Annotated in this window: 14 protein-coding genes and 1 pseudogene; 8 read left to right on the forward strand and 7 right to left on the reverse strand. The window is 71.7% G+C overall.

Annotated elements, in window-relative coordinates:
• The first annotated feature begins 217 nt into the window (after positions 1–217).
• Positions 218–1,069 carry a hypothetical protein gene (locus RKD20_RS41405; protein ID WP_424882211.1) on the forward strand — a complete coding sequence of 284 codons (852 nt, stop codon included), beginning with the start codon at positions 218–220 and terminating at the stop codon, positions 1,067–1,069.
• A gap of 43 nt (positions 1,070–1,112) precedes the next feature.
• On the opposite strand, the gene RKD20_RS41410 is transcribed toward RKD20_RS41405, so the two are convergent.
• The gene (locus RKD20_RS41410) at positions 1,113–1,958 is read right to left on the reverse strand and encodes a helix-turn-helix transcriptional regulator (protein ID WP_424882212.1); all 846 of its coding nucleotides are present in this window, start codon (positions 1,956–1,958) and stop codon (positions 1,113–1,115) included.
• A gap of 103 nt (positions 1,959–2,061) precedes the next feature.
• On the opposite strand from RKD20_RS41410, the gene RKD20_RS41415 reads away from it, so the two are divergent.
• Positions 2,062–2,769 (forward strand): SDR family oxidoreductase, encoded by a 708-nt coding sequence (locus RKD20_RS41415; protein WP_424882213.1) that lies wholly within the window; start codon positions 2,062–2,064, stop codon positions 2,767–2,769.
• Positions 2,770–2,778: 9 nt separating this feature from the next.
• Here the strand turns inward: RKD20_RS41415 and RKD20_RS41420 are convergent, their stop codons facing one another.
• Positions 2,779–3,972, reverse strand: coding sequence for a CaiB/BaiF CoA transferase family protein (locus RKD20_RS41420; RefSeq protein WP_424882214.1), 1,194 nt, complete (start codon positions 3,970–3,972; stop codon positions 2,779–2,781).
• Positions 3,973–4,156: 184 nt separating this feature from the next.
• Positions 4,157–4,615: a MarR family winged helix-turn-helix transcriptional regulator gene (locus tag RKD20_RS41425; RefSeq protein ID WP_424882215.1), complete on the reverse strand. Its 459-nt coding sequence runs from the start codon at positions 4,613–4,615 to the stop codon at positions 4,157–4,159.
• Between the two features lie 190 nt (positions 4,616–4,805).
• On the opposite strand from RKD20_RS41425, the gene RKD20_RS41430 reads away from it, so the two are divergent.
• Positions 4,806–5,159, forward strand: coding sequence for a hypothetical protein (locus tag RKD20_RS41430; protein WP_424882216.1), 354 nt, complete (start codon positions 4,806–4,808; stop codon positions 5,157–5,159).
• 23 nt (positions 5,160–5,182) lie between these two features.
• On the opposite strand, the gene RKD20_RS41435 is transcribed toward RKD20_RS41430, so the two are convergent.
• Positions 5,183–6,172, reverse strand: coding sequence for a helix-turn-helix domain-containing protein (locus RKD20_RS41435; RefSeq protein ID WP_424882217.1), 990 nt, complete (start codon positions 6,170–6,172; stop codon positions 5,183–5,185).
• Positions 6,173–6,524: 352 nt separating this feature from the next.
• The gene (locus RKD20_RS41440) at positions 6,525–7,502 is read right to left on the reverse strand and encodes an alpha/beta hydrolase (protein WP_424882218.1); all 978 of its coding nucleotides are present in this window, start codon (positions 7,500–7,502) and stop codon (positions 6,525–6,527) included.
• A 164-nt stretch (positions 7,503–7,666) separates the two neighbouring features.
• Here RKD20_RS41440 and RKD20_RS41445 point away from each other — a divergent pair.
• Positions 7,667–7,888, forward strand: a pseudogene (locus tag RKD20_RS41445) (TerC family protein); the annotation flags it as partial.
• A 109-nt stretch (positions 7,889–7,997) separates the two neighbouring features.
• On the forward strand, positions 7,998–8,879 hold the full coding sequence (locus RKD20_RS41450; protein ID WP_424882219.1) for an LLM class F420-dependent oxidoreductase: 882 nt from the start codon (positions 7,998–8,000) through the stop codon (positions 8,877–8,879).
• Here the strand turns inward: RKD20_RS41450 and RKD20_RS41455 are convergent.
• Entirely contained in the window at positions 8,876–9,082 is a 207-nt protein-coding gene (locus RKD20_RS41455) for a hypothetical protein (protein WP_424882220.1), read from the reverse strand. The two genes, RKD20_RS41450 and RKD20_RS41455, sit on opposite strands and share 4 nt — an antisense overlap.
• Before the next feature lie 140 nt (positions 9,083–9,222).
• Here RKD20_RS41455 and RKD20_RS41460 point away from each other — a divergent pair, with 140 nt between their 5' ends.
• Positions 9,223–10,128: a LysR family transcriptional regulator gene (locus RKD20_RS41460; RefSeq protein WP_424882221.1), complete on the forward strand. Its 906-nt coding sequence runs from the start codon at positions 9,223–9,225 to the stop codon at positions 10,126–10,128.
• A 138-nt stretch (positions 10,129–10,266) separates the two neighbouring features.
• Here RKD20_RS41460 and RKD20_RS41465 read toward each other — a convergent pair whose 3' ends face one another.
• The gene (locus RKD20_RS41465) at positions 10,267–10,830 is read right to left on the reverse strand and encodes an NAD(P)H-dependent oxidoreductase (protein ID WP_424882222.1); all 564 of its coding nucleotides are present in this window, start codon (positions 10,828–10,830) and stop codon (positions 10,267–10,269) included.
• 102 nt (positions 10,831–10,932) lie between these two features.
• Here RKD20_RS41465 and RKD20_RS41470 point away from each other — a divergent pair, with 102 nt between their 5' ends.
• Complete coding sequence (locus RKD20_RS41470) at positions 10,933–11,613, forward strand: TetR/AcrR family transcriptional regulator (RefSeq protein ID WP_424882223.1); 681 nt, start codon at positions 10,933–10,935, stop codon at positions 11,611–11,613.
• A gap of 59 nt (positions 11,614–11,672) precedes the next feature.
• Positions 11,673–12,701 carry a LacI family DNA-binding transcriptional regulator gene (locus RKD20_RS41475; protein WP_424882224.1) on the forward strand — a complete coding sequence of 343 codons (1,029 nt, stop codon included), beginning with the start codon at positions 11,673–11,675 and terminating at the stop codon, positions 12,699–12,701.
• Positions 12,702–12,707: the final 6 nt, after the last annotated feature.

The raw sequence follows: 12,707 nt of genomic DNA on the forward strand, positions 1-12,707 counted from the left end.
GCTGGTGAGGAGCGGGGAGGGCGTGTCGCAGCGCCGCGCAGGGGGTGTGCCCCAGGGAGCCGTGCGCTCCGCGTGCTCACGGTGCAGCATCCCGGCGGTGTGCACTCCTCGCGGCGCTGGGCCAGTGCCTCCGAGCAATGTGCGGCCGGGGGGCAACCCCGGCCGGTCCCGTGACGACCCCACAGTGAATCCCGCCCCCACGAAGGGAGTTCACTCCATGCGCACCCGCATCGTGCGTCTCGTCACCGTCCTCGCCGCCCTGCTCGCGGTGTTCGCCACGCCCGCAGTCTCGGCGACGCCGGCCCAGGCGGCGGACAACTGGAACCCGCCCGCGAACCTCGTCCAGCCGCTCAACGAGGTCTGGAAGCACGTCGAGTCGACCTACCCCGACCTCTACGGCTTCCGCAACTACGGCTGGGACCAGATCATGGCCAACAAGGGCAGCGTCAACTACTGCGTCCGCTGGGAGTCGGACCAACCGGTGAGCGCCGCCCTCCGCGACCAGGTCCACGCCGCGCTGAAGAAGCAGTTCGGCAAGTGGACGGCGGCCATGCTCGACAACGGCACCGGCACCAACGCCTGGCCGTACACCACCGTCCCCGTCAACATCGTCGGCTGGGCCGTGAAGAACCGCTCGACCCTGCAATGGACCGACAACTCGGTCGACATCTACGCCGGGAACCTCGACTCCGGCGGCGCCCCGCAGTGCGCCCCCGACTGCGGCCGCTTCTTCCACCAGGACGGCAACTACGCGAAGTGCCCCGGCGGCGCGGCCCGCCACTACGACCAGTCGCTCTGGCTGACCAAGGGCTTCCAGGGCGGCGCAGGCGGCGACTGGGGCCAGCGCGTCGGCCAGGAGTACTTCACCGGGGCCCTCGCCCAGGAGGACATCCACATCTACCTCCACGAAGTCGGCCACACCTTCGGCCTCGACGACTTCTACGACTGGACCCCGACCGGCCAGTGCTGCTTCCTGATGAACGCGGGCAGCGCGACCCGGATCACCGACTTCGACCAGTGGATGCTGCGCGACTTCTGGCGCCACCTGAAGAGCCGGTACGGCTACTGAGAACGCGGGCGGCCGAGGTGACGTACGACGAATGGAGAGTCGCCTAGCCGCTCTCCACCAAGCTCTGCGTGCCCAGCACCGAGATCAGCCGCAGCTTCTCGGCGGCCTCGGTGCCGGGCTCGGCCGAGTACACGAGGATGTGGAGGTCGTTCTCCTCCACCCGGAGCAGGTCGCAGTCCAGCGTGAGCATGCCGGCCTGCGGATGCTCGATCGTCTTGTGCGAGGTGGCGAGACGGCCCACCACCCCGGCGTCCCACAGCTCGGCGAATCTGTCGCTCCTGGTGCGCAACTCCGTGACCATCAGAGCGAGTTGGCGGTCGGCGGGATAGCGGGCGGTGGTGGCGCGCAGTTCGGCGACCATGCCCGCCTCGAAGGCGAGCCGTTCCTCCCGGGTGTGCCGTACCCGGGTCGGCATGCCCGTGAAGTTGCGCCACACGCCGTTGCGTTCGAAGCCGCGCAGGACGGACTGATCACCCATCAGAGCCGCGTACATCGGGTTGGCCAGCAGCAGCGTCATGGCCGCGTCGGAGACCGCGACGGGAGTGTCGACCAGCCGGTCCAGCAGCCGCTGCACGCTGGGCGTGATGAAGCCGGGCACGACGTCGGGGCCCGGCGGCACCAGTCCCGCGAGACCGTAGAGGTACGTCCGCTCGTCCCCCGAGAGCCGCAACGCCCGGGCCAGCGCCTCGACGACCTGCCCGGACGGGTTGGCCGCGCGCCCCTGTTCGAGCCGCGTGATGTAGTCGGCCGAGATACCGGCCAGCAGGGCCAGCTCCTCGCGCCGCAACCCGGCCGCGCGCCGATGGCCCCCCGACGGGAGTCCGGCCGCGTCCGGGGGGACCCGGTCGCGCCAGCGTCGCAGCGCCTGTCCCAGTTCTGTTGCCGCCATGCTCCTCAGTCAACACCGTGGGCCGCGGATGTGCCTGGTACCGCCAGTCCCAGGAAGAAGGGTCTTCTGGCTGCCCCCGCCACGCCACAGCAATCTGGGTGGCATGACGACAACACTCATCACCGGAGCGAACAAGGGCCTCGGCTTCGAGACCGCCCGCCGGCTCGTCGAAGCCGGCCACACCGTCTACGTCGGCGCCCGTGACGCCGACCGCGGCCGCCGCGCCGCGGACGAACTCGGAGCGCGGTTCGTGCGGCTCGACGTCACGGACGACGCCTCCGTCGAGGCCGCCGCCAAGACCCTGGAGGCCGCGGGCGGCCTGGACGTCCTGATCAACAACGCGGGTATCGAGACACGGACCGAGGACAACAGCGTGCCGGTCGCGGCGACCGTCACCGCCGACCAGATGCGCACCACCTTCGAGACGAACGTCTTCGGTGTCGTCCGCGTCCTGCACGCGTTCCTGCCACTGCTCCAGCGCTCGGCCGCCCCCGTGGTGGTCAACGTCAGCAGCGGTTTGGCCTCGCTGACCCACCTCTCCGACCCGGACCACCCCGCGCACTTCTACCCGGGCATCGCCTACCCGACGTCCAAGACCGCGGTCAACATGCTCACCGTGCAGTTCGCGAAGGCCTTCCCGGCCATGCGGATCAACTCCGTGGAGCCGGGTTTCACCAAGACCGACCTGAACGGGAACACGGGCACGCAGACCGTGGCGGAGGGCGCCGAGATCATCGTCCGCATGGCACAGGTGGCCCCGGACGGCCCGACCGGAGGCTACTTCGACGCCAAGGGCCGGCTGCCCTGGTGACTGCGGGGTTCAGACGACCCCGTCGGCACGCAGCGCCGCGATGTCGTCGCCGGTGCGGCCAAGCTCCGTGAGGATCGCCTCGGTGTGCTCGCCCACTCCGGGGACCGGATCCATGCGGGCGGGCATTCCCGCGAGGTCGGCCGGGGGCAGCAGGGCCTCCACCGTGGCCCCGCCGGGGACGGCGACCTCGTGCCAGCGGCCGCGGGCGGCCAGGACCGGGTGGTCGAGGAACGCGGCGACGTCATTGACCCCGGCGCAGGCGATGCCGATGCCCTCCAGGTCCTTCAGGACCCGCGCGGCGTCGGAGCGCGCGATCCGCTCGGCGACCACCGCGTTGAGTTCGTCGCGGTGGGCGACCCGGGCCGGGCCGGTGGCGAAGCGCGGATCCTCGGCCAGCTCGGGCCGCCGTAGGAAATCGGCGCACAGGACGATCCACTCGCGTTCGTTCTGGATGGAGAAGAGCACGTCGTGGCCGTCGGCAGCCGTGAAGGCGCCGTACGGGGCGATGGTGGCGTGCTGGGTGCCCAGACGCGGCGGCTGACTGCCTCCGTAGCGGGTGTAGTTGGCCGGCTGACTCATCCACTCGGCCAGTGCCTCGAACAGGGACACCTCCACCGCGTGGGCCCTCCCGGTGGTGGCGCGGGTGTACAGGGCGGTCAGGATGCCGCTGTAGGCGTACATCCCGGCCGCGATGTCGGCGACGGAGATCCCGACCCGCGCGGTCTCCTCGGCGGTCCCGGTCAGCGACACCAGGCCCGTCTGACACTGCACCAGCAGGTCGTACGACTTGCGGTCGGCCCACGGCCCGTCCGTGCCGTACCCGGAGATCGTGCACGGGATCAGCCGCGGCCGGCGCTCGGCGAGGACGTCCACGCCCAGGCCCAGCCGGTCGGCCGCGCCCGGAGCCAGGTTCTGGACGAACACATCGGCGCCGTCGAGGAGTTGGTTCAGGATCTCCAGGCCGCGTGGGTCCTTCAGATCCAGGGTGAGCGACTCCTTGGACCGGTTGAGCCACACGAAGTAGCTGGAGTGGCCGTGCACGGTCGTGTCGTAGCGGCGGGCGAAGTCACCGTCGCCCGGCCGCTCCACCTTGATCACCCGGGCACCGAGGTCGGCGAGCTGACGGGTCGCGTAGGGCGCGGCCACGGCCTGCTCCAGGCTGACCACCGTGACTCCGGACAGGGGAAACTGCGGCAGGCTCATGCGGCCCTTTCTACGGTCGCGTCCGAGGGGGCGTCAACGACTGCCACAGCCCCGTGACCTGTGCCGTTCACCACCTCAGGCAGATCGGCGAGCCCGCTCGCGCCCCTTTGTACGGCCTCTCGGCGCGCCGCTCAGTTCCGGCGGCCGCGGGTGAGGCGGTCACCCCGATGAACGGGGGACTGGCTCAGGCAGGCACGCCATGGGCTTCCAAAGCCCTTACCAGGGGGGCGAGTTCGGGTTGGGTGGCGGCTTGGTCGAGGGCTTCTCGGAGGGCCTTCTCGTTGGTGGGGCGGGCTTGGTCGAGGAGGGTGCGGCCGGTGTCGGTGACGTCGGTGTAGATGCCGCGGCGGTCGGTGGGGCAGAGGTAGCGGGCGAGCAGGCCGCGGTCCTCGAGGCGGGTGACCAGGCGGGTGGTGGCGCTCTGGCTGAGGACGACGGCGTCGGCGACCTGTTTCATCTGCAGGTGTCCGCCCTCGCCGTCGTGCTGGCGGCCCAGGACGTCGAGCAGGGAGTACTCGCGCACGCTGAGGTCGTGGGCGGACTGCAGGGCCTTCTCGATGTGGGCCTCGATCCGTCCGTGCAGCAGGGAGAGCGCGCACCAGCCCTGGGCGAGGGCGGTGAGCGAGGGGTCTGTGGCGGTCATGGGGCCTGCTTCCTCCGTCCCGATACGGATACCCCCAGGATATTGCATCGCTGAAACTTTCAGCGTCTGCTTCTATAGTGCGTGCGCAACTATCGGGGCGGCGTCCGTACTCGCGTCCGCACCCGCACCCGCAGCACGCGTGCCCCACGCCCCATGCCCCACCCACCACCGCGGAGAGCGACCGACTCCGATGACGACCCGGCCCTCCACCACGACCCTCTGGCGCCCGACCGGCCCCAAGGAGCTGGACCTGGTCCGCGAGCTCGACTGGCGCGCCTGGCCGCCGAGGCTGCCCGAGCAGCCGATCTTCTACCCGGTCCTCGACGAGGACTACGCGATCAAGATCGCCAGGGACTGGAACGTCAAGCACGACGGCGCCGGCTTCGTGACCCGCTTCGAGGTCGAGACGGACTTCCTGAGCCGCTATCCCGTCCAGCAGGCGGGCGGCCGCACGATCCTCGAACTGTGGGTCCCGGCCGAGGAGCTAGACGACTTCAACGCGCACATCGTCGGCCGCATCGACGTCATGCACGAGTTCCGATGAGCCTGTGAGCCGGTGAGTCGCCGCTACGGCCGTGCCAAGTGCCGCATCACCAGGGCCAGTTGCAGCCGCAGTCGCCCCTGAGGCGTGCGCAGCGGCCAGCCCAGCAGATGTTCCGCGTGGGACAGCCGGTCCTGGAGTGTGGAGTGGTGGACGTTGATCTCGGCCGCGGCCGCCCGCAGGCTCACCGTCGAGACCACGGCGTGCAGCGTGGCGAGCAGCCAGGGTGTGCTCGCCCCCGCCGCCTCCAGCACCCGGACGTCGGGCGGCGGCTCCGCGCCCGGTACGACGAGGTCGGCCAGCAGCGCGACACCGCCCAGTTCGTCGGCGTACACGACCTTCGGGCCGGGATCCTGAGCCGTGCCCTGTGCGGTGAACCGTAGCGCGGTGCGGGCGTCCGCCCAGGACCGCGGCAGATCGAGCACGGGCACGGCGGGGCCCACTCCGACCCGCTCCGCGGGCAGTTCGGCGTCCGTCCGCCCGGCCACGATCCGGGGCCGCCCGTCGAGCGGGGCCAGCGCACGCGCGGGCGCCGCGGGGTTCAGTCCGAGCCCCCGTACGGCGTGCAGCCGGGCGGCCTCGGGGGCGGCGGCATCCAGCACGGTCTCGACCAGTGCGGGATCATCGGCGGGCGCGCGTCCCCGCGTACGGTCCAGAACGATCCGTACGGCTCCCGCGGCCCGCTCCAGGATCACCGCGTCGACGACACTGGGCGCCGCCCCGGCCCGCTCCAGCCACAGCACGGCGGCACCACCGGGTGTGAGCGCGGCGGAGGGCCAGCCGGGGTCGGGCGGCGCCCCGGAGTCCCGGCGCGTCCCGTCGGTCTCGACCCGGACCTGCACCCGCCGCTCGGCATCGACCAGCCGCGCGGGCACCCCGGCCAGCACGGCGGCTCCCCGCACCAGAGCCTCCAGCCCGGCACGGGACTCGGACAGCCGATCGAAGTAGGCGATCACCCGAACCGCAGCTCCGGCATCCGGATCCAGGGCGGTCAGCCGCCCGGCCAGCTCTTTCATACGCCCATGGTGCGCCATGGGTCGGGGCAGGAGGAGTCCCCGTCCGGTTTTGCGCCGCCCGGACAGCCGTAGGCACGACGGTTCGATGTCCAGTGAAGACTTCGCGGCCTATCCAGCCCACGGCCCGGCAGCGCCCGGTAGGGGCGCGGGGACTGCGCGACGAGCCGCGATGCCGCCGCAGCCGCCCGACGGCCCCTGCGCGGCACTTCCTCCCGCGCCGCTCCCGCAAGCACTGCCCACGGCCCTTCGGCACCCGGTAGGGGCGCGGGGAACTGCGCGACCAGCCACGTCACCGCCGCAGCCGCCGACGGGCCCTCTGCGGCACTTCCTCCCGCGCCCCCCAACACCACCCCTAGCTGCCCAACAGCCTCCGCAACCACGCCACCTGCGCCGCCCGCGCCGCCTGCGACAACGCAGCCTGCGGAGCGAACCCGTCGAAGCCGTGGAAGCCCCCCGGCCACACGTGCAGCTCCGCCACCCCACCCGCCTGCCAGATCCGGGACGCGTACGTGACGACCTCGTCCCGGAACGTCTCAGCCGACCCCACGTCGAGGAAGGCGGGCGGCAGTCCCGACAGGTCCTCGGCCCGGGCCGGTGCCGCGTACGCCGGAACGTCGGGGCCGCCCCGCAGCTCACCCAGCAGCGCCGTCCAGCCCGTCTCGTTGGCCGTGCGGTCCCAGACGCCCAGTCCCGCCATCTGGTACGCCGAGGGGCTGTCGTTGCGGTCGTCGAGCATCGGGCACATCAGCAACTGGCCCAGCGGCCGCGGCCCCTTGCGGTCCCGGGTGAGCAGCGCCAGCGCCGCCGACAGCCCGCCCCCCGCGCTCGCACCGGCGATGACGATCCGCTCGGGGTCGCCCCCGATCTCCCCGGCGTGCTCGGACGTCCACACGAGCCCGGCGTAGACATCCTCGATCGGCGCCGGATGCGGGTGTTCGGGAGCCAGCCGGTACTCCACCGAGACCACGACCGCGTCCAGTTCCCTCGCCCAGGCCAGCGGACCGTCCACGCCGACGCGGTTGGTGCCGATGACCATGCCCCCGCCGTGGACGTGGTAGATCACCGGACGCCTGGTGCCCGCCGGCGCCGGGGCGGTGGGCCGGCAGATCAGCAGCGAGATCTCGGGGGCACCCTCAGGCCCCGGCACCGAGCGGTCCTCCACCTCGAAGAACCCGTCCAGTGTCAGGTCCAGGTCTGCCAGCATCGCGATGCCCGGCCCCTGGCGCACGTCGTCGATCTCGTCCAGGGCGAGGCCGGGTGAGATCACGTCCTTGATCAGATCCAGGGCGGCACCGAGCTCGGGGTCGAACGGGGGCGGCACTTGCGTCATGGCTTCTCCTCACGCGGGGCGTGGCGGCTCGTGGCGTCATGATCGGGGCAGCGGCGTCCGTCCGGGGCGCCGCCGTACGGCGGAACCTGCCCGCCGTACGGCGGGTGGTGAGCGTCGAGAATCCGCCATGTTCTCGTATGACCTGCGATTCCTTGCCATCGCCGCTGAAGAAGCTGGTCCACCTCTCCTACGGCCTCTCGATCATCCTCGGCTTCATCGGCGTGAAACTCGTCCTGCACGCCCTGCACGAGTCCGGCGTCCACGTGCCCGAGATCAGCATCCCCTTCTCCCTCGGCTTCATCGTCCTCGTCCTGACCATCACCACCCTGACGAGCCTGCGCGCCTCGAAGAAGCAGGATCCGGTGGAGGCGGAACGCGTGGCGTGACGGGGGCGCGTGCTCCACGCGCGCTCGGAACAGTCCGCCCTTGACTTCGAGAGCACTCCAGGTTCTAGCTTCGTCAGGGTCGGCGAAGGTCCCCCGAACGGAGACGAACATGCGCGTGGGCGTGCACATCAACCGCTTCAACCACCCCGCGGGCGCCCCGGCTCTCGGTGCCGAGCTGGCCGCCTCGGGTGCCGCGGCGGAGGCGGCGGGGGTGAGCTGGCTGTCGGTGATGGACCACTACTTCCAGATGGAGTTCAACGGCGGCGCCGAGGACCCCATGCTGGAGGCCTACTCGACCCTGAGCTTCCTCGCGGCCCACACCGAGACGGTCCGGCTCGGCGCGCTGGTGACCGGAGTGACGTACCGCCATCCCGGCCTGCTCGCCAAGATCGCGACCACGCTGGACGTGCTCTCCGGCGGCCGGGCCGCCCTCGGTATCGGAGCCGCCTGGTACGACCGTGAGCACGAAGGGCTCGGTGTGCCCTTCCCGCCCCTCGCCGAGCGCTTCGAGCGGCTGGAGGAGACCCTGCGGATCTGCCTCCAGATGTGGGACCCGGCGGCCAACGGCCCCTTCGAGGGCACCCACTACCGGCTCGCCGAGACCCTGTGCGTACCGGCCCCGGTCAGCAGCCCGCACCCCGAGATCATGATCGGCGGCAGCGGTGAGAAGAAGACGCTCCGCCTGGTCGCCCGCTACGCCGGAGCCTGCAACCTGTTCGCCACCTCGCCCGAGGAGGTCACGCACAAGCTCGACGTGCTGCGCCGCCACTGCGACACCGAGGGGCGGGACTACGAGGAGATCCGCAAGACCGTCACCTACTCGGGCGACCCGGCCACCGAGGGTGACCTGGAGGCCTTCACCCGGGACATCACCGGCTACACCAAGCTCGGCATCGACACGGTCATCCTCGCCCCACGCATCGGTGCTCCAGCCGAGTGGATCGAACGCTTCGTCGCACCGTCCGTGGAGCGGCTCGCGGAACTGGACTAACCCGCCCGCGCGCCGGATGGCCGGCTGCGGGAGACGACGCGCGTCCCGCAGCCGTCGCTCACGCGGACCTGCAACGAGCCGCACGCGCAGCGGGTCCACACCGTCCCGCCCGCCGCGGTGCCGTGTCGGGACACCACCTGGAAGGGTTCGGCTCCGTCCGGCCAGCCGCAGTGCGGGCAGACGGCGCGGGTCGTGCTGGTCATGGTGACTCCGTAAGTTGTTAGGCGGCCCGGGAGGGCCGGATGTGGCTGTGTACGGCCGTCGCGACACGATCCAGGATGCTGCGGAGTCTTCGTACACGTCCAGGTTGACTTCCCGGACCCGACCTTGAAGCGTGGGCTTCATGATTGACCTGCGCCGGCTCCACGTCCTGAGGGCGGTCGCCCACTACGGCACGGTCACCGCGGCCGCCCGCGCCCTGCACTTCACCCCGTCCGCCGCGTCCCAGCAGATCCGCCAGCTCGCCCGCGACCTGGACGTCGACCTGCTCGAACCCCAGGGCCGCGGGGTCCGGCTCACCCCGGCCGCCGAGAGCCTGCTCGCGCACGCCGACGCCATCCAGGCGCGGTGGGAACGGGCCGAACTCGATCTGCGCGCCGACCACGGCGAGCCCGCGGGTCCGCTGCGGGCGGGCGGTCTGTCCGTGGCCGTGTCGGCCCTGCTCGCCCCGATGGCGGCCCGGCTGCGCGAACGGCACCGCCGGCTGACCGTCAGCATCCAGGAGGCGGGCGTGCCGGAGAGCTTCGACCTGCTCTTCGAGGGGGAGATCGATCTGGCGGTCGTGGAGGCGACTCCGCACAACCCGCCGCTGAGCGACACCCGCTACGACCAACAGCCGCTGCTGGACGATCCGTTCGACCTGGTCGTACCCGCGGACCATCCGCTGGCCGACCGCGACCGCGTGGATCTCGCGGACGCGGCCCGTGAGGACTGGATCGCCCCCTTCGCGGACAGCCCCTGCCGCACGCACGTCATGTCGGCCTGCGGCGCGGCCGGCTTCACCCCGAGCGTGGTCCACCACGCCCGGGACTGGAACGTCACCGCTCACCTGGTCGCCCACCGCCTGGGCGTGGCACTGATCCCCCGCCTGGCCCACCTGACCCCGAACCTGCCGATCACGAGGGTCCGCTGCGCGGGCGACCCCCACCGAAGGCTGCTGACCTGCACCCGGCACGGCGGCCACGAACGCCCCGCGATCGCCGTCGCACTCGGAGTACTACGGGACCTGGCACCCACGGCGGTGGCCTGAGACGCGTCGAGGTGGGCGCCCCTCAGGGGCGCGGGGAACTGCGCGACCAGCCCCCACCGGCCCGCAGACAGAACACGACAGGGGCCGGAGTGCCAACACTCCGGCCCCTGTCAGGAAACCCGTTCACGCGCCGCAGGTTCAGGCGGCGGCGACCTCACCCGTGTTGCTGTGCAGCTGAGCGACGACCTCGGTCAGCTGCGCGGCCACCTCGGCGTCGTCGGCCGGGTGGGTCTCGGCGAAACGGACCACGGAACCCGGGATGGACAGCTTGACGTCCTCGAGCACCTTGCCGCCGGCGATGCCCACGGCCTTGCGGGTCTCGTCCTGCGCCCACACGCCGCCGAACTGACCGAAGGCGGTACCGACCACGGCGACCGGCTTGCCGGCGAAGGCGCCGGCGCCGTACGGGCGCGACAGCCAGTCGATGGCGTTCTTCAGAACGGCCGGGATGGTGCCGTTGTACTCGGGGGAGAAGAACAGGAACGCGTCGGCGGCCTGGGCGGCCTCACGCAGCTTGGCGGCGGCCGCGGGGACGTTGCCCTCGACGTCGATGTCCTCGTTGTAGAAGGGGATCTCGGCCAGGCCTTCGTAGAGCACGACCTCCGCGCCCTCGGGGGCGTGCTTGACGGCCGCCTCGGCGAGCTGACGGTTGTGCGAACCGGCGCGAAGGGATCCGACGAGCGCAAGGATGCGAACAGACATGCGTAACTCCAAGGGGGGCTGAAACACGGCGGTAATGTTCCGGACCGGGGTCCGGTTACGTTTCTAGCATCCTAAACGGACCGGGGTCCAGTTTTCTTCCCGATGCTTTACGCTGGGTTCATGTCCGCGACCCTGCCGCCGTTCCCCACGCCAGAGGAGCCCTTCGACACGCCCCGACTGCTGGCGGTCGGTTCCGCACCCGACGAGCCCTGCCTTCGCGCCGACGCGGCCCGCAACCGTGCCCGTCTGCTGGAGGCCGCGACCCGGCTGATCGCGGAGCATGGTGTGGCGGGCGTCACCATGGAGGCGGTGGCCACGGCGGCCGGCGTCGGCAAGGGCACCGTCTTCCGCCGCTTCGGCGACCGCACCGGACTGCTCATGGCGCTTCTGGACCACTCCGCGCACACGCTCCAGGCGGACTTCCTCGGCGGCCCGCCGCCCCTGGGGCCCGGCGCCCCCGCGGTGGACCGGCTGCGGGCGCTCGGCGTGGCCGTGCTGTACCGCTCCGCCGAACAGCTGGACCTGCTGCTGGCCGCACAGTCGGAGCCGACCCGCCGCCACTCCCACCCGTCCATCCGGGCGCTGCACATGCACACCACCATGCTGCTGCGGCAGATCCTCCCGGACGCCGACTGCGACCTCCTGGCCCAGACGCTGATGGGGTATCTCGACCCGGCCCTCATCCACCACCTCACCCGGCAGTGCGGAATGCCGTTGGGGCGCCTGGAGGCCGGCTGGAATGACCTCGTCGCCCGGGTGACCGGCGCCGATGGGTCACGCTGAGCCAAAGCGGCAACCCTGATGTGGGAACCGTCACAGCTTCTGCAAAGATGACGATCGTCATGGTGCAGATACAGAACACGTCCGCGTCCTCGGTCACGCGCCCGGTTCCCACGAGCGCCGATGTGGCCCGCGTGGCCGGCGTCTCGCGTGCGACCGTCTCCTACGTCCTCAACAACACCAGCGCCGTCCGGATCAGCGAGCCCACGCGCCGCCGTGTCCACGAGGCCGCCAAGGAACTCGGGTACGTCCCGCACGCGGCCGCCCGCAGCCTGCGCGCCGGCCACAGCCGGATGGTCCTGATGCCCGCCCCGTCCATCCCGGTAGGACCGCTCTACAGCCAGTTCATCAGTGAACTCCAGTGGGCCCTGGGCCGGTTGGACTACACGGTCGTGCAGTACGGCAGTGTCGGCCTCCAGGGCGACGAGGCGGCCCGCGCCTGGGCCGAGCTGCGCCCGGTCGCCGTCCTGGTGCCCGGCGTGGGACTCGGCCCGCAGGGCGTGGCCCTGCTCCGGCGCTCCGGTGCCCGGGCCGTGGTCACCCTCGCTCCTGAGGCGGTCGAGGGGGCCCACGCCCTGCTCATGGACCACGCGGGCGTCGGCCACAGCGCCGCCGGCCACCTGTACGCCCGCGGCCGGCGCCGGATCGGTGTCGTGGTGCCCGAGGAGTCCGGCCTGGAGGCCTTCTCGCTGCCCCGCCTCGCCGGTGTGCGCCGGGCTCTCCAGGGCACGGACGCCACACTGACCGAGCTGCCCCTCGCCTACGAGGAGCAGGCCGCGGCCAAGCTCGCCGTGCGCTGGCGGGACCTCGGCCTCGACGCCGTGTTCGCGTACAACGACGAATACGCGATGCTGTTAATGCGCGCCCTCCAGGACGAGGGCGTGCGCATCCCGGAGGACACGGCGGTGATCGGTGCCGACGACCTGCTCCTCGGCCGACTGCTGCGGCCCAGGCTGAGCACGGTCCACATCGAGCTCCCGTCCGGCCGTGACCTCGCCGAACTGGTCGACCGCGCGGTGCGCGAACCGGGCGCCGCGACCGAGACGCACACGGTGCTGGGTGCCACGGTGGTGCACCGCGACTCCAGCTGACGCAGG

This window comes from Streptomyces sp. SLBN-8D4 (genome assembly GCF_049739545.1).
In the GTDB taxonomy this organism is placed as follows: domain Bacteria; phylum Actinomycetota; class Actinomycetes; order Streptomycetales; family Streptomycetaceae; genus Streptomyces; species Streptomyces canus_C.

Bases quoted from the DNA above. Each gene is read 5' to 3' on its own strand.
- RKD20_RS41405 (WP_424882211.1), top strand. From the start codon at position 218: ATGCGCACCCGCATCGTGCGTCTCGTCACCGTCCTCGCCGCCCTGCTC.
- RKD20_RS41410 (WP_424882212.1), bottom strand. From the start codon at position 1,958: ATGGCGGCAACAGAACTGGGACAGGCGCTGCGACGCTGGCGCGACCGG.
- RKD20_RS41415 (WP_424882213.1), top strand. From the start codon at position 2,062: ATGACGACAACACTCATCACCGGAGCGAACAAGGGCCTCGGCTTCGAG.
- RKD20_RS41420 (WP_424882214.1), bottom strand. From the start codon at position 3,972: ATGAGCCTGCCGCAGTTTCCCCTGTCCGGAGTCACGGTGGTCAGCCTG.
- RKD20_RS41425 (WP_424882215.1), bottom strand. From the start codon at position 4,615: ATGACCGCCACAGACCCCTCGCTCACCGCCCTCGCCCAGGGCTGGTGC.
- RKD20_RS41430 (WP_424882216.1), top strand. From the start codon at position 4,806: ATGACGACCCGGCCCTCCACCACGACCCTCTGGCGCCCGACCGGCCCC.
- RKD20_RS41435 (WP_424882217.1), bottom strand. From the start codon at position 6,172: ATGAAAGAGCTGGCCGGGCGGCTGACCGCCCTGGATCCGGATGCCGGA.
- RKD20_RS41440 (WP_424882218.1), bottom strand. From the start codon at position 7,502: ATGACGCAAGTGCCGCCCCCGTTCGACCCCGAGCTCGGTGCCGCCCTG.
- RKD20_RS41450 (WP_424882219.1), top strand. From the start codon at position 7,998: ATGCGCGTGGGCGTGCACATCAACCGCTTCAACCACCCCGCGGGCGCC.
- RKD20_RS41455 (WP_424882220.1), bottom strand. From the start codon at position 9,082: ATGACCAGCACGACCCGCGCCGTCTGCCCGCACTGCGGCTGGCCGGAC.
- RKD20_RS41460 (WP_424882221.1), top strand. From the start codon at position 9,223: ATGATTGACCTGCGCCGGCTCCACGTCCTGAGGGCGGTCGCCCACTAC.
- RKD20_RS41465 (WP_424882222.1), bottom strand. From the start codon at position 10,830: ATGTCTGTTCGCATCCTTGCGCTCGTCGGATCCCTTCGCGCCGGTTCG.
- RKD20_RS41470 (WP_424882223.1), top strand. From the start codon at position 10,933: ATGCTTTACGCTGGGTTCATGTCCGCGACCCTGCCGCCGTTCCCCACG.
- RKD20_RS41475 (WP_424882224.1), top strand. From the start codon at position 11,673: ATGGTGCAGATACAGAACACGTCCGCGTCCTCGGTCACGCGCCCGGTT.